Source organism: Clostridium phoceensis, from assembly GCF_001244495.1.
GTDB classification, from domain to species: domain Bacteria; phylum Bacillota; class Clostridia; order Oscillospirales; family Oscillospiraceae; genus Lawsonibacter; species Lawsonibacter asaccharolyticus.
Genome location: NZ_LN866274.1, coordinates 495211 through 510142, shown reverse-complemented (window position 1 = coordinate 510142; position 14932 = coordinate 495211). Strand labels below are relative to the sequence as shown.

The 14932-nt window shown below is 63.3% G+C and carries 13 protein-coding genes; all 13 read right to left on the bottom strand.

The features are described 5' to 3' along the window. Positions 1-11: 11 nt before the first annotated feature. The 13 genes from BN1969_RS03265 to BN1969_RS03205 all read right to left on the bottom strand — a co-directional run bounded on the left by BN1969_RS03265 (position 12) and on the right by BN1969_RS03205 (position 14822). Complete coding sequence (locus BN1969_RS03265) at positions 12-971, bottom strand: AAA family ATPase (RefSeq protein WP_050622982.1); 960 nt, start codon at positions 969-971, stop codon at positions 12-14. 329 nt (positions 972-1300) lie between these two features. After that, the gene (locus tag BN1969_RS03260; protein WP_050622981.1) at positions 1301-1624 is read right to left on the bottom strand and encodes a hypothetical protein; all 324 of its coding nucleotides are present in this window, start codon (positions 1622-1624) and stop codon (positions 1301-1303) included. A 16-nt stretch (positions 1625-1640) separates the two neighbouring features. Next, positions 1641-1916, bottom strand: coding sequence for a beta/alpha barrel domain-containing protein (locus BN1969_RS18960; RefSeq protein ID WP_336454701.1), 276 nt, complete (start codon positions 1914-1916; stop codon positions 1641-1643). A 676-nt stretch (positions 1917-2592) separates the two neighbouring features. Further along, the gene (locus BN1969_RS03250) at positions 2593-3591 is read right to left on the bottom strand and encodes a dihydroxyacetone kinase subunit DhaK (protein ID WP_050622980.1); all 999 of its coding nucleotides are present in this window, start codon (positions 3589-3591) and stop codon (positions 2593-2595) included. 39 nt (positions 3592-3630) lie between these two features. Continuing rightward, positions 3631-4239 carry a DAK2 domain-containing protein gene (locus BN1969_RS03245; protein WP_050622979.1) on the bottom strand — a complete coding sequence of 203 codons (609 nt, stop codon included), beginning with the start codon at positions 4237-4239 and terminating at the stop codon, positions 3631-3633. 216 nt (positions 4240-4455) lie between these two features. After that, a complete protein-coding gene (locus BN1969_RS03240; protein ID WP_050622978.1) occupies positions 4456-5388 on the bottom strand; it encodes a sugar-binding transcriptional regulator in 933 nt (310 codons plus the stop codon). A gap of 129 nt (positions 5389-5517) precedes the next feature. Further along, positions 5518-6882 carry a penicillin-binding transpeptidase domain-containing protein gene (locus BN1969_RS03235; protein ID WP_050622977.1) on the bottom strand — a complete coding sequence of 455 codons (1365 nt, stop codon included), beginning with the start codon at positions 6880-6882 and terminating at the stop codon, positions 5518-5520. Then, positions 6879-8630 carry an FtsW/RodA/SpoVE family cell cycle protein gene (locus BN1969_RS03230; RefSeq protein ID WP_242850273.1) on the bottom strand — a complete coding sequence of 584 codons (1752 nt, stop codon included), beginning with the start codon at positions 8628-8630 and terminating at the stop codon, positions 6879-6881. Before BN1969_RS03230 ends, BN1969_RS03235 begins: the two co-directional genes overlap by 4 nt. Positions 8631-8791: 161 nt before the next feature. Then, the gene (locus BN1969_RS03225) at positions 8792-10126 is read right to left on the bottom strand and encodes a cation:proton antiporter (protein WP_082203483.1); all 1335 of its coding nucleotides are present in this window, start codon (positions 10124-10126) and stop codon (positions 8792-8794) included. Positions 10127-10486: 360 nt separating this feature from the next. Beyond that, positions 10487-11626, bottom strand: a complete 1140-nt coding sequence (locus tag BN1969_RS03220) for a M20 metallopeptidase family protein (RefSeq protein ID WP_050622976.1) — start codon at positions 11624-11626, stop codon at positions 10487-10489. Between the two features lie 51 nt (positions 11627-11677). Beyond that, positions 11678-12502 carry a carbon-nitrogen family hydrolase gene (locus tag BN1969_RS03215; RefSeq protein WP_050622975.1) on the bottom strand — a complete coding sequence of 275 codons (825 nt, stop codon included), beginning with the start codon at positions 12500-12502 and terminating at the stop codon, positions 11678-11680. Between the two features lie 30 nt (positions 12503-12532). After that, positions 12533-13834 carry a Na+/H+ antiporter NhaC family protein gene (locus BN1969_RS03210; protein ID WP_050622974.1) on the bottom strand — a complete coding sequence of 434 codons (1302 nt, stop codon included), beginning with the start codon at positions 13832-13834 and terminating at the stop codon, positions 12533-12535. 130 nt (positions 13835-13964) lie between these two features. Then, entirely contained in the window at positions 13965-14822 is an 858-nt protein-coding gene (locus BN1969_RS03205) for a MurR/RpiR family transcriptional regulator (protein ID WP_050622973.1), read from the bottom strand. Positions 14823-14932: the final 110 nt, after the last annotated feature.

The following is a 14932-nucleotide window of genomic DNA, read 5'->3' as shown; positions in this document are numbered from 1 at the left end:
CGAACAGGGCCTTACGCTCCATGGAACTCATCTCCCGCCGCCGGGGGGACGGGAAGCTGGGCGGCGATCTGGTCCAGCACCCCGTCAGCGGTGACACCGGAGAGCCGGGCCTCGTTGGTGAGCAGCAGCCGGTGGGCCAGCACGGGGTGGATCAGGGCCTGGATGTCGTCCGGGGTAACGAAGGAGCGGCCCGCCATGGCGGCCCAGGCCCGGGCGGCCCGGAACAGGGCCCGGGAGGCCCGGGGGCTGGCCCCCATCCGGACCATGGGGTGGCTGCGGGTGGCCCCCACCAAGGAAACCAAGTAGCCGGCCACCTCCGGGGACACCCGGATCTGGGAGAGGGAGTCCTGGGCGGCCACCAGCTCCTCCGGGGAGGTGACAGTCTCCAGACCGTCCAGCGGGATGCTGTCTCCCAGGGAGAAGAGCATCCGCCGCTCCTCCTCAGGGGCGGGGTAGCCCATGGAGAGGCGGATGAGAAAGCGGTCCATTTGGGCGGCGGGGAGGCGGAAGGTGCTCTCCGACTCCACCGGGTTCTGGGTGGCCATCACCACAAAGGGGGTGGGGAGGGGAAGGGTCTCGCCGTCGATGGTGACCTGCCGCTCTTCCATGGCCTCCAGCAGGGCGGACTGAGTGCGGGGGACCGCCCGGTTGATCTCGTCGGCCAGCAGCAGATTGGTGAACACGGGGCCGGGCAGGCGGCGGAACTCCCCCCGGTTCCGGTCATAGATGTTCATGCCCAGGATGTCGGCGGGCAGCAGGTCGGGGACGAACTGGATGCGCTTGGATCGGCAGCCGGACACGGCGGCCAGGGTCTTGATCAGGGTGGTCTTGCCTACGCCGGGCAGGTCCTCCAGAAGCACGTGGCCCTGGGAGAGCAGTGCCATGACGATCAGGCGGATCTGCGTCTCCTTGCCGTAGATGATCTTGGCGGTCTCCGCAGTCAGGCGGTCTGCCAGCTGAGCGATGTCCATAGGGAGCTCCTCCTTGTGCCGGCTCTCGCCGGTTTTACAGATAAGCTCCATTTTACCACGATTTTTTGGGAATTCTATCCCCAATTTGTAAAGAAGTGCCCGACCCCGCCCCGAAGGGCTGGGCGGACAGTGCCCGGGCCTTCCGGAGCCGGAAGAGCGCCCGCATGGTGGTGCGCCGCTTTCTGAAATATCTGCCCTGTCAGGGGGCGGGAGCCATCCTCAGCAAGCCGGACGGGGACGGCTGGCGAAGTTCCCCGGAGGGGCAGACAGCAGAGCGGGGCGCTCCCGAAGGAGCGCCCCGCTCTTGGCGTGTGGGTGAGAGTATGGTTCTACTTGGGCTGATACAGCTCCAGGATGGCCCCGTCCTTCCACACGAAGGCCAGCTGGTCGCCCTGGTCGTTGGCCTGCATGGGGCCGCAGATGACGCTGTCCGCGTCGGCAATGTACTTCTCCAGGCTGTCCACCTTGTAGGCCACGTGGGGGCAGCGGTGAAGCACCTCGGGGAAGGGGGTGCCCTCCTCAAATTTCAGATACTCGATCTTGTAGTCGTAGTCGTCCACGTTGCTCACCCAGAACTTGGCCCCCTCGTTGTAGGTCATGCCGGGCTTTTTGTTGGTGATGGGGATACCAATGTGCATATACTCAGCGGACATGAAAGTTCCCTCCTGATCAAGCGTTTTTGATTTCCTGGTAGACCTCAAAGGCATGCTGGGCGGTGTAGCCCCCGTGGACCACCTTGCCGATGGCCTGGGCCATGCCGGCGGGGCAGTCGGACTGGAAGATGTTCCGGCCCATGTCCACCCCGCGGGCCCCCTCCGCAATGGCCCGGTAGGCCATCTCCAGGGCCTCCAGCTCAGGCAGCTTCTTGCCGCCGGCGATGACGATGGGCACCGGGCAGGCGGCGGCCACCCGCTCGAAGCCGTCGCAGTAATAGCTCTTGACCACGTTGGCCCCGTTCTCCGCCAGCACACGGGTGGCCAGCTGGAAGAACTTTTCGGTGCGCTCCATCTGTTTGCCCACCGCCACTACACCCAGAGTGGGGATACCGTACCGGGCGCCGNCGGGGGCCCCCCTTCGTTTGCCCCACCGCCACTACACCCAGAGTGGGGATACCGTACCGGGCGCCGGCATCGGCGGTGCGGCACAGCAGCTCCAGGGAGCGGGACTCGCCGGGGGCGCCGATGAAGGTCTGGACGGCCATACAGTCCGCGTTCATCCGGACCGCGTTCTCGATGTCGCAGGCGATGCCGCCGCCATTGGACATCTCATCGAAGAGGACGGTGGTGTCATAGGTCACCCGGACGCACTTGGCCACCGGGGCGGCGGGGGAAATGCAGGAGCGGAGGATGCCCTTGGTGCCCATGAGCACGTTCACATAGGGGATCAGGGGAGGGATCACCACGTCGATGCGCTCCAGCCCGGCAGTGGGGCCCATGATGTAGCCGTGGTCAAAGGCCAGCATCACCGTGTTGCCCGACTTGGGATCAAAGAGGCGGGACAGACGGTTTTTCATGCCCCAGTCGCAGTGGGCGGCCCCCTTCACATAGAAGCCCTCCTGGACCGGGGCGATGTCCAGGTGATAGTCGTGGGCGGCCTTGTTTCCGATGTTGTCAGCCATGTCTTACTCCTTGCTGTACGCAGGGGTGTGGCAGGGGGTGTTCCACAGGCGGATGAACTCGTCGTCCCACTTGGCGATGTTCATCTGGAAGCCGGCGGCCTCCTGTACGGTGAGGATCTCTCCCACCATGCTGGCCACCACTTCCACGCCCTTGGCTTTCAGGAACTCCACGGTGTCCTTGAACAGCACCAGCATCTCCATCATGGTGGTGGCGCCGCAGCCGTTGATCATCACGAAGGCCTTGTCGCCCGCCTTCAGCTCCAGCTTCTTGGACAGGGCCTCGGCCACAGTGGCCACGGTATCCTTGGAGGACATCATGGGCACCCGGACGCCGCCGCCCTCGCCATGCTGGCCGGCACCGATCTCCATCAGGTCGGTCTCACCCAGGTCGCCGAAAGACATGCCGTTCTGGGGGTGGGTGGCGTCGGTGGACTTGACGGTGACAGAGGCCATGCTGTCGGCGTACCGCTGGGCGATCTCGGCCACCTCGTCCAGGCTCTTGCCCTCCCGGGCGGCGGCGGCCGCAATGTGATACAGGGCCACCGCACCGGCCAGGCCCCGCTTGTTGTCCTCCCCGCTGGGGTCGTACTGGATCTCCTCGCCGGTGACCACCTGGCGGAAGTTCAGCCCAGCCTTCTGGGCCAGCTTGATGGCCTGCTTGCCCGCCAGCTGGTCGCCGGCGTAGTTCAGAGTGAGCAGCAGAACGCCGTGGCCCTTGTCGGCCAGCTTCATGGCGTCAAAGACCAGCTTGCCGTTGGGGGCGGCGAAGATATCGCCCACCGCCTGCACGTCCAGCATTCCCTTGCCCACAAAACCCGCCTGGGCGGGCTCGTGGCCGGAGCCGCCGTAGGTGACGATGGTCACCCGGTCTGCGTCGGCCAGGTCCTTGCTGATGACTAGATGGCCGTCCACCTCCAGAATGTCGGGGTAGGCCAGGCCAAGACCCACCAGTTCCTCGTCGGTGATGGTCTCGGGGGAGTTGATAAACTTCTTCATTTTCATATATGGAGTACCTCCCGTTCAAAATCAATGGAGATGCGCTCAGGGCCGTGCCAGCCCCTGGAAGAAATAGGCCATGGAGGCGGCCCCGGCATCCGGGGTCCCGATGGTCTGCTCGCCGTAGCTCTTGGCACGGCCGAACTTGGAGACGAACTGCTTGCTGGCCTCGGCCCCCTGGAGCGCGGCCTGGGCGGCGGCGTCGAACAGCCCGGCCTCATCGCTGCCGGAGTAGGCAGCGATGGCCTGACTGGCGGGGATCAGGGCGTCCATCATGGTCTTGTCCCCCACCTTGGCGCCGGACATGTCGCTGAGGGCCTTCAGCGCTTTGGCGAAGATGGCCTGGATGCCCGCCGTATCGATCTCATTCCCCTCGGGGGCCTCCTCCTGGAGACCATCCAGCCAGGTGTTCCACAGGGGGACGGCACTGCCGCCGTTCAGGACCATGACAGCCATGGCCGCATCGTCCAGCATGGCTTGGATGCCGCCCTCTGACTCCCCTGCTGCGGCGGAGATGGCTTTGGCGATCTTGCTCATGGTCAGGCCGTGGTCGGCGTCGCCGAACCGGGAGTCGATCTCCGTCAGCTCCTGCTCTGCGGCGGTCACTGCCGCACAGGCGTTCTGAAGCCGGGATGCAAATTCCTGCTTGGTCATATGGTGTCACCTCCCTCCTGGACAAAACTTAGGAAAGCTCCTGCTGGGCTGTGTTACTTCTGTGCGTAGATACTACTATAAAAGGTAACAAAAATCAATAGATAGATCTTTTTTTCTCTGTCATTTACGTAATGATATATTGAAATTTATGCAAAACAGACAAAAATAGAACTCCCTGTGGAGGGACGATCCTCCGCAGGGAGTTACATATGTTACTTATTGGCCCAGCAGGGACTTGACCAGCTCCGCCCGGGCTGCGATGTGGGTGAAGATCCCGGACCGCAGGGCGCCCCGCAGGGCTTTCTCACTGGTGTTGGCGGAGCAGACGCCCACGATATGAGGGCACTGCTTCAGCAGCTCCAGAGGGATCTGGATGGCGAAGTCCTGATCCGACTGGATCACCGTGCCTGCCTCGTTGAAGTAGTAGACCAGCAGCCGTCCACAGGTGTGCTGCTGCTGGAGCAGGCTGCCGTACCGGACCAGGGAGGCAAAGTCGGGGCTGGAGGGGTAGTTTCCGATGTTGACCAGGGCGGTGTCCATCTGAACCCACTGGTCCTGGATCTGGCGGTAGACCTCGGTGGAGCACAGCAGCTGCTTCTCCTCCAGGCTCTCCGGCAGGGCGGGGAGATAGAGGAAGTGGGGGGCGGCGCCCAGCTGCTGGGCCATGAGGCGGACGTTTTCGTTGGACTGGTAGTTGCGGGCAGGGATGCTGGCATTTCCCACCAGGGGGAAGATATCAGTGACGGTGCTGCTGGGCTGGGGATTTTCCTCCAGCCAGGTCACCAGCTGGCCGATCAGGTGGCCCCAGCCTACCCCCAGGCGGCGGGCGCCGATCTGCCGCAGCAGGTCCACGGCCCCCTGGGAGAGCAGCTGATTGGTGGCGTCGTCGTCCCGGCCGTCCTCCACCAGCACGCCCCCCTGGAGGGAGGTGGACAGCCGCAGCCGGTCCAGCAGGACAGCGCTCTCTTCCCCCGGTTCGTAGACGGTGATCTGCACCACGCCCAGCTCCCGGGCCTCCCCCAGCATCCGGCTCACCAGGGGACGGGACACCCCCAGTTCCCGGGCAATGTCGATCTGCTTCCAGTCCTCCAGATAGTAGCGCCGGGCCACATGGGCCAGACGGAGGAGCTTTTCCTTGCTGGGCGCCAAGCCGCTCACCTGCCTTTCTACACCGCGGCTGTTACATAAGTCAACTGTACCATATCGGCATAACAAATGCAACGGGAAGGGGGAAGAAAATCCGCCCGGCAGGGAAGGGCCTCTGCCGGACGGGGGAAATCAGGGGGACACCAGAGCGTTGAGCACCCGGGAGGCCACATCTCCGGCTGCGGAGGAGCCGCTCCCGCCGTTCTCCACCAGCACGAGAAAGGCGTAGGGGTGGTCCTCATCCCGGAGGAAGCCGGTGAACCAGGCGTGGGGGGCCTGGCCGCCCCCCACCTCCGCTGTCCCCGACTTGGCGCACAGGTCCATATTGGGAAAGCGGCTGGTCCCGTAGGCGGCGGTGACGTTGTAGGCCATCATGTCGGCCAGGGTCTCGGCGGTGTCCCGGGCGATGAGGCGGCCGGTGCGGCGGGTGAACTGGGGCAGATCGGGCAGGCCCGGCGTGTCCACCTGAAGGAGCAGGCAGGGGACGGCGGCCCTTCCACCATTGGCGATGGCCCCCATGTAGACCAGCATGGAGCAGGGGTTCACCGCGTCGTGGTACTGGCCCACGCCTGCCCAGGCCAGGTCGTTGTCCGAAATTCCGGTGAGGGAAAAGCTGCCGGCGGCAGTGGGGATGCCGTTGACAGAGTAGCGGCTGGTCAGGCCCGCCTTCCCGGCATAGCGCTCCAGGGTGGAGCCGCCCAGCTCCACCGCCAGCTGGCCGAACACCACATTGCAGGAGTTGGCCAGGGCCTCTCGGATGTCCTGCTCCCCGTGGGCGGCGGTGCAGGTGACCGTCCCGTCCCCGATCTGGGCCGAGCCCTCACAGACCCATGTGCGCTCCTCCAGGCCGGGCAGCTCCTCCAGCGCTGCCGCCAGGGTCACCGTCTTGAAGATGGAGCCGGGCGGGAAGGTGGAGGAGAGAAAGCGGTTGAGATAGACACCATCATAGCTGGGATCGGTCTCCAAGCCGGAGGGGATGTTCCGGGGATCGAAGGAGGGGGAGGACACCAGGCACAGGATCTCCCCCGTCTGGTAGTTGTAGACGGCCACCGTGCCCTTCCGGCCGTTGAGGGCCCGGTAGGCGGTCTCATTCAGGTCCGCATCGATGGTGAGGTACACCTGATTGCCCCGCTGGGCCCCGAAGGCGCCGTTGAGCAGGTCAAAGCCGGTGAGGCGGTCAGCAAAAGCGGTGAGGGCCCCGGTGCCGATGCTGCCGTAGGGGTCGCCTACCACGTGAAGGATGGACTTGCGGCGGGTCTCCCCATCGGGATAGGTGCGGCTGCCCGACTGGTCCACGTCGGAGAGCACTTCACCGTCCCGGTCCAGCAGGGTGCCGCTGATGAGCTGTCCGGCGCTGTTGTACAGGTGGCGGTTGAAGGGGGAGGAGGCCCAGTGCCCCCCGTCGGAGAAGAAGCGGAAGAGGAAGAGGGCCAGGCCGGCCAGCAGCAGGCCGGCCAGCACCAGGCAGAGCACGGCCCGGCGTTCGATCTTTTTCACGGGACAGGTACCTCCTTTCCGGCGGGAGAGCGGATGGCAAAGCTGGACTTTTCCCGGGTGTCAGAGGCCTTCAGGAAGGCCAGCAGGCCCCAGGAGGCCAGCATGGCGGAGCCGCCGTTGGAGACAAAGGGGAGGGTGACGCCGGTGAGGGGGAGCAGGTCCATGGCCCCGAAGATGTTCAGGGCGGTCTGCACCACCATGAGTGAGCCCGCGGCGCAGGCGGCGATGGTATAGAAAGCGGAGCGGCCCACCCGGCAGGCCCGGGCGGCAAAGAGGGCCAGGGTGACGATAGAGACCACCGCCAGCAGGGCGATGAGCAGGCCCCACTCCTCGCACAGCATGCCGAATACGAGGTCGGTGTCCGCCGCCGGCACGGTGTGCAGCCAGCCCTCTCCGGCCCCCACCCCCACCAGGCCGCCGGAGGCAGCGGCCGACATGGCCCGGGTCTGCTGATAGCCGGTGGTGGAGGCGAACTCCCAGGCGTGGCCCCAGGAGGCGAAGCGGCGGAAGATGTAGGGCTTGAAGTTGAGGACCAGCAGGCCGGCAAACAGGGCCCCGCCGCAGATCAGGGACAGGGTGGCGAAGTCGCCGGAGCGGAGGTAGGCGATCACCAGGAAGGTGGCGAAGAAGATGAGGGCGGTGCCGAAGTCGCTCATCAGCGCCAGACAGAGCAGACATACCCCGGTGAGCACCATGAACAGCCCCAGGTTGCGCCTGTGGAACAGCCGCTCCAGAGTGGCGGAGCCGGCAAAGATGTAGAAGATCTTGGCCACCTCAGAGGGCTGAAAGGAGAGGGGGCCCAGGATGATCCAGTTGGCCGCCCCAAAGCGGGTCTGTCCCAGCACCAAGGTGACGGACAGCAGGGCGATGGCAGCAGCAGCCATCAGCCAGCGCAGCCGCTGGGTGCGGCTGGTGTCCCGCAGCCACACCCCCAGCACCACAAGGGCGGTCAGCCCCAGCAGGATGGCGATGAACTGCTTCAGCACAGAGCCGGGGGCGGAGGAGGCGGTGACGGCCAGGGAGAGGGTGGAGAGAAAGAAGGCGATGGTCTCCATCTCGAACCCCCGGGCGCCGCAGCGGCGCAAAGCCAGATAGTAGGTCCACATGACGGTGGGGAGGCCGGGGAAGAGGAGAAACAGGCTGGGGGAGACCGACGCCCCCGCACTGACGGCCAGCTGGAGGGCAGCCAGCAGCTGGAACAAAGTCAGCCACAGCAGGGAGGGCCACATGGGCAGAGGGGCCTCCTCCTGCCGCCGGCGGGAGAGCTGTTCCCCCTCCTTCCGGGACAGGGGGAGGAAGAGCAGGTCCACGCCCCCCACGGTGAGGGTGTCCCCCACCCGGATGGGGGTGCGCTGGGAGACCTGGACGCCGTTGACCTGGGTGCCGCCCTTGGAGCCCAGGTCCGTGACCCACCAGGAACCGGACTCGTCCCGGAGAAGGGCGGCGTGCTGGCGGGAGACGGTGGAAAAATTGAGGCGGATATCTGCGGAGGAGGAGCGGCCCAGGATATTTTCCCAGTGGTCGATGGGGAGGGAGCCGCCGCCGGGCAGGCTGAGCTGTCCCCACTGCTCCGGGGTGTGGGGGACCCGCAGCAGGCCGCGGATGGCCCGCACCAGCACCAGCAGGGCGAGGATGGGGAAGAGGAAGCGGACCAGGGCGGTGTACCACCAGACGGCTTGGGCGTGCTCTGTCAGCCAGGTGCCCAGGAGTTGGGGAAAGGCCTGGGAGGCGGAGATCGATTCAGACAAGGGGACCCCTCCTTTCGGGGACGGCAGACCGGCAGGGGACTGCAAGACAAGAGATCGGTGATATTGTATCACAGGGACTGGAGAAAGCAAGCGGGAGTTAAAGGAGAAACAGCGGGCCTCCGGAACGATTCCGGAGGCCCGCTGTTGAAAATGAGATACGGTCAGCCCTGCTCAGGGGTGCGGGGAGGCTTCCCACTGCCCTTGGAGCGGCCGTCCCGGCCCTTGCCCTGGAGCTGGTTGTGCATGTCCAGCATGGTCTGGGCGGCCAAATCGAAGTCGCTGACCTCCTCGTAGTTGTCCACCAAGTCGCTCTGTACCAGGTCGCTGTAATCCTCTTCGGCCTTCTTCTTTGGGTAGACGGCGCGGAGCATGATGGGGGTGACGATGGTGGTGGCAGCCACCATGATGACCATGGGGGCCAGGAAGATGGGGTTCATCATTCCGGTGGCGATCCCCTTGTTGGTAACGATCAGGGCTACCTCGCCCCGGGATACCATGCCAACACCGATGCGCAGGGACTCGGCGTTGGTGTAGCCGAACAGTTTGGCCCCCAGGCCGCAGCCGATGACCTTGGTGACGATGGCCAGCGCGATGGCGATGACGGTGAGCAGGATGACGGTCCCATCCATGGAGGAGAGGGTGACTTTCAGGCCCACGCTGGCAAAAAAGACGGGGGAGAGGAGCATGTAGGAGAGGGTCTCACACTGGGAGTTGACATAGACAGCCCGGGTGGTGTTGGCAATCATCAGGCCGGCGAAGAAGGCGCCGATGATATCCGCCACACCGAAGACCTCCTCCGCCACATAGGCATAGAAGAAGCAGAAAGCCAGGGAGATGACGGCGAAGCGCTTCCGGTTCCAGGAGGCAGAGTTCATCCACCGCTGGATCAGCCCGTGGAGGAAGTAGCCAGCTACGCCGGTGACAACAAAGAAAGCCACGATCTTGATCATCACGATGCCAAGGCTGATGCTGCTGTCAGAGGCACTGGTGATCAGGGTCAGCAGGATCAGCCCCAGAATATCATCGATCAGGGCGGCACCCAAGATGGCGTTGCCGGAACGGGTGGACAGCTTGCCCATCTCCTTCAGGGTCTCTACACTGATGGAGACGGAGGTGGCGGTGAATACGGTGCCCACGAACATGTTCTCCAGGAAGGAACCCCCGTGGTTGAAGACCTCAGCCAGGACATAGCCGCCCGCCAGGGGGACCAGCACGCCGATCAGGGCGATGAAAAAGGCGGCTTTGCCGGATTTTTTCAGCTCCTGGATGTCGGTCTGGAGTCCGGCGCCGAACATGAGCACCACCACGCCCAGCTCGGAGAGCATAGCGAGAAAGTCACTGGGCTGGACCAGGTTGAGGATGCTGGGCCCCAGCAGCAGGCCGGCCAGCAGAGAGCCTACCACCTGGGGCATATCCACCCGTTTGGTAAGCATGGCAAAGCACTTTGTGACCAGCAGGATCAGGGCCACATCAAAAATAAAATGATATGATTCCATGGCAGATTACCTTCTTGCAGACGAAATGATGCGTAACTGTGGCGGCTGCGGCGGACGCCCTATGGGGAATTAAGAGAAGACATCAATGCCCCCAGACGTCCGGCCGCTGGGATCAAAGAAAGAGCAACCGTCTCCGTCAGCGTATGGATACTACCACAAACAAAAAAGAAAGTCCAGTGATTTGCACCGAGAAGGTGTACGATTTTAACAGAAACTGAACAACAATTTTGTTATGAACGTCAAAAGTGAGAAAATGGAAGGGAAAGAAGCAAATAAATAAATGAGAGAGGAGATCGCACTAGAAATGCCGCGCCCGGGGTCACTTCCGGGCGCGGCATAAGACAGATTTTCAGAAAAAGATCAGGCCTGGGCGAGGAAGTAGTCGGTCATCAGATCAATGGCCACGCCCAGCACCTCCTCCCGGGGAAGAAAAGCGTCGTTGTGCAAAGGGTGCTCGGCCTGGCAGCCAATGTGGAAATACAGAGAGGGGACCTGATGGCTGAAGTAGTAGAAATCCTCTCCGATCAGGCTGGGGTGGATGTCCGTGTGGACGTGTTCCTGTCCCAAGAGCCGGGCCGCATGGGTGGAAAAGCGCTGGAACAGCTCCGGTGAGTTGCGGAGGACGCCGTATCCAGCTTGGATGTCCACCTTGGCCTGCCCGCCGTACAGGGAGGCGATCTGCTGGGGGATCTCCCGAATGCGGCGGTGGAGGTAGTTTCGGCTCTCCTCACTGGTGGTCCGGACCGTTCCGTCCAGGACGGCCCGGTCACAGACCACATTGTAGCGCCCAAAGGTCTGGAAGGAGCCGATAGAGACGGAGACGGGCTCGAAGGGATTGACCTCCCGCCGGAGCTTCTGGACCAGGGCACAGTCGATCTCGGAGCCGATGACAATGGCGTCCACCCCCAGGTGGGGCTCCGCCGCATGGGCGGCAGTGCCCAGCACCTCGATGCGGAAGCGGTCGGAGGCCGCCATAATGGGGCCGGGCCGCAGCTCGATGTCCCCCACCGGCAGAGAGGGCCACATATGCAGACCGTACATCTCGTCGATGTGCTGGTCGGTGAGAAAACCGGCCTCAGTGACAGGGCGGGCGCCGCCCACCGGGTTTGCCTCCTCGGCGGGCTGAAACAGGACCAGAATGTTGCAGTTCAGCCGATCCTTCACCCGGTTCAGCTCACAGGCGATCCCAGCGGCGATGGCGGTGTGCATATCGTGGCCGCAGGCGTGCATGACTCCCTCGTGGACGGAGGAGAACGGAGCGCCGGTATGCTCGGTCAGCGGCAGGGCGTCGATATCCGCCCGCATGCACAGGGTCCTGGCCTTTCCTGCGTTGATGCGGACAAAGCCGCCGTTCAGCGCGCCGATGGGGCACAGCTCCAGTCCGTCCCGGGCCAGAAATTCCCGGATGCGGCGGGTGGTCTCCACCTCCTGGTTGCTCAGCTCCGGATGCCGGTGGATATCCCGGCGGAACTCCAGATAGCGGGAAGGATCAGCTTTCATACACAACCTTCTTCCTGAAAAAGATGCTGGGGCAGGCCCCTTTTGGGAGGCTCAGTCCACGGGGCGGAGCAGCGTGTCCCCGTAGAGAGTGGGCTGCCGGTCCCGGAACATATGGATCAGGTCCCGGACCTCCCGGGTCTTGGTGTAGTCGATGGAGCCGGTGATGATCTCCTCCTCACCGCCGCCCTCCGCGATGATGTCGCCCCAGGGGTCGATGATGATGGAGTGGCCGCAGTAGGTCCCCATAGGGCTGGGGCCCACCCGGTTGCAGGCCACCACGAACATCTGGTTCTCGATGGCGCGGGCGGTCAGAAGGGTGCGCCAGTGGTTTACCCTGGGATTGGGAAAGTCGGAGGTGACCACCAGCACATCCGCCTTTTTCAGGGCGTAGGTGCGGGCCAGTTCGCAGAAGCGGATGTCATAACAGATCATCATGCCCAGGCGGCCCAGCTCGGTGTCATAGACCTCGGTCTTGTCGCCGTTGGCGAAGGGGACATGCTCGTCCATGTCGCTGTACAGATGCATTTTGCTGTAATCACCCACGATCTCCCCCCGCCGGTCGATGAGGAAGGTGGTGTTGCGCATCTTGCCGTCGGCGTGGAGGGTGGCGATGGAGCCGCCCACCACCCAGACCTGGTACTGCCGGGCCAGCTCCCGCAGCACCGTGACAGAGGGACCGTTTTCCGGCTCCACGAAGTCCTCCATGTGGTGGAACATCTCATCAGAGAAACCGGCGGACCAGTCCTCAGGCAGGACGACCACGTCGGGACGGGGGTCCTTGGCCATAGCCTGGGCAAACAGCTCCCGGACCCGCTTGAAATTGGCCTCGGGATCGCAGAACGCGATGTTGGTCTGAAGCAGTGCAAAGTTCGTCATACAAACATCTCCAATCTGATCAAATGCCGTTCACATGGTGTACAAAATGGCGCGGATGAGAACATAGGCGAAGGTGATGACAGTGATGACCCAGCCGTTGGCCAGCATGGCCTTGATGTTCTTGGAGCGGGCCAGGCCCATCTGTCCCACCATATCAACGGTGGGGGTGACGAAGAAGGTGACCTGGCAGCCCACCAGGACCACCATGCCCCAGATAGGCATGGCGATATTGAGGGACTGTACCATGGGGAGGAACAGCTCGTGGAGGATCTGTGCCTGAGCCACGCCGGTGCCGGAGATGCCAAAGATGCCCACTGCGGCGCTGAGCATGAGGAAGGCGACCTCGCCGCCCACATCGATCAGGGGCTGCATGAGCTGGCAGACCGCATCGAAGGCGCCGGAGGCGCTGACATAGTTGAGGAAGGGCTCGAACAGGACGAACATGAAGAACATCCAGAACATTTTGGAGCCGCCCTGGATCATAGCCGTGAGGGAGGACTGGAAGGACAGGCCGCCCACCAGGCCTACCACGATAGAGGCCGTCATCATGACCAGGATGGCGTAGCTGGCGCCGGCGCCCACCACCAGGCCGTAGCCCAGCATAACGGCCATCACCAGCAGGAAGGCCAGGGTGGCGCGCTTGCAGCGGGCATCCGGGACAAAGGCGGAAGCGTCGTCCCCCGACTCATCATAGGCCTCCAGCGCCTCGGTTTTCCGCTGGGTGCGGCAGGCCATGAAGAAGGTGGAGCCCCAGACGATGACGGCCAGAGGGATGCCGGCGGTGATGAGGTACTGTCCGTAAGAGAGCCCGGTCAGGCCGGTGATGGTGACCACCGGGGGGACGAAGGGGCCTACATACAGGCCGGTGGCCCCGGCGCCGTGGAGAATGACGCCCAGGGTGGAGGGGGTGAGCCCCACGCTGGCCACAATGGGGATCAGGATGGGGGCAATGATGGCGTTGGAGCCGGCCAGGGTGCCCAGCAGGGAGACCAGCAGGGTGGAGGTGATCATGGAGATCAGAATGGCCATCTTCTTGCTTTTCAGCTTGAAGCGGTTGACTACCATGTACACCAGGTTGTGTGCCACCTTTGTCTGGGACAGGACTTCCGCCAGACCGGAGCCCAGGACGATGATGAAGCCGATGAGGGCACAGAAGGAGCCCAGGGAGGCGTAGAGCGTGTCGGCGAAGCCGGTAATGGATTCTCCGGTGAGGATCGCGCCCAGAATCACGCACAGAAGGACAGAGACGTTCATGTCCTTGCCCATCATCATCAAAACGATGTAGAGCAGCAAGGGCAGGAAGCCGAAGAGGGGATGCAGCCCAAAGATCATAGTTTCCATCTCCTTTTTTTCATTCGCGGTTTCCGTTGGGACAGGCATATTATATTCCTGCACCTTCCGGAGGCCGGCTTCTGCCGGAGGGCGCAAAAATACCGGAAGAAAAAGGAGCGGAATCAGATGGTCAGAGGTAGATGTGGTGCTCCAGGGCAATTTTGTCCTGCAGCTCCATCCGCTCCAGGGTCTGCTGGGCGTTCAGGCGGCCCAGGGAGGTGATAAAGCAGTTGCACAGGGTGATGGCTCCCACAGGGGAGAAGTTCCCGCCGTTGGGGGCGATCAGCACCTCGGTGGCTTTCAGCGCGATGGGGGAGGTGAGCGAGTCGGTCAAAGCGACGATCTTGCAGCCCGCCCGGTGGAAGTGGGATACGATGTCATAGGAGGAGCTGGTGTACCGGGCATAGGAGATGACCAGCAGGCAGTCCTCCGGACGGACATCACTGAGCGCAGTGGGCAGGTCGCTGGTGGAGGTGGTGAGCAGATGGACGTTGTCACACATCTGCTGGAGCATGAAGGCCAGATAGTAGGCCGTGGCATAGGAGGAACGCATCCCGGCGATATAGATGGTCCGGGCCTGATGCAGGATCTCCTGGGCGCGGGCAAAGGAATCCCGCAGCTGGGGGGTGTACAGGGCCTCCAGCAGGCCGATGTTGTTCTGGATGGTCCACTGAAGGGAATCCGGTCCGGCGTCCTCGGCAGGGGTCTCCCGGCGGAGCAGGGATTTCAGCTGGCCGAAGGGGGCCCACTGCTTCTGGTGCTCATAGAGCCCGCGCTGAAGGTCCGGATAGCCCTGAAAATCCAGCCTGCGGGCAAAGCGGGTGATGGTGGCCGGACTGATCCCGGTCCGCTGGCTGAGCTCATTGATGGAGAGAAAGACCACCTCGTGGAGATTTTCCAGAATAAAATCAGCCAGCCTCCGGTGGCTTTTGGAAAAAGAATTGTAGTGGGTGCGGATCTGGGTGACAACATCTTTTGTCTGTTCCATAGTACAGTTTCCCTCTTTACGATCATAAAATGGCGGACTTGGGGCGGAAAAGCACAGCCCCGACAGAACCATTATAGGAGGAAACCGCCAGAAAGGAAACTGTTTTTCAA

Coding starts and splice junctions, on each gene's coding strand:
- BN1969_RS03220 (WP_050622976.1), bottom strand. CDS start 11,626: ATGAAAGCTGATCCTTCCCGCTATCTGGAGTTCCGCCGGGATATCCAC.
- BN1969_RS03250 (WP_050622980.1), bottom strand. CDS start 3,591: ATGAAAATGAAGAAGTTTATCAACTCCCCCGAGACCATCACCGACGAG.
- BN1969_RS03245 (WP_050622979.1), bottom strand. CDS start 4,239: ATGACCAAGCAGGAATTTGCATCCCGGCTTCAGAACGCCTGTGCGGCA.
- BN1969_RS03215 (WP_050622975.1), bottom strand. CDS start 12,502: ATGACGAACTTTGCACTGCTTCAGACCAACATCGCGTTCTGCGATCCC.
- BN1969_RS03225 (WP_082203483.1), bottom strand. CDS start 10,126: ATGGAATCATATCATTTTATTTTTGATGTGGCCCTGATCCTGCTGGTC.
- BN1969_RS03210 (WP_050622974.1), bottom strand. CDS start 13,834: ATGATCTTTGGGCTGCATCCCCTCTTCGGCTTCCTGCCCTTGCTGCTC.
- BN1969_RS03260 (WP_050622981.1), bottom strand. CDS start 1,624: ATGTCCGCTGAGTATATGCACATTGGTATCCCCATCACCAACAAAAAG.
- BN1969_RS03205 (WP_050622973.1), bottom strand. CDS start 14,822: ATGGAACAGACAAAAGATGTTGTCACCCAGATCCGCACCCACTACAAT.
- BN1969_RS03265 (WP_050622982.1), bottom strand. CDS start 971: ATGGACATCGCTCAGCTGGCAGACCGCCTGACTGCGGAGACCGCCAAG.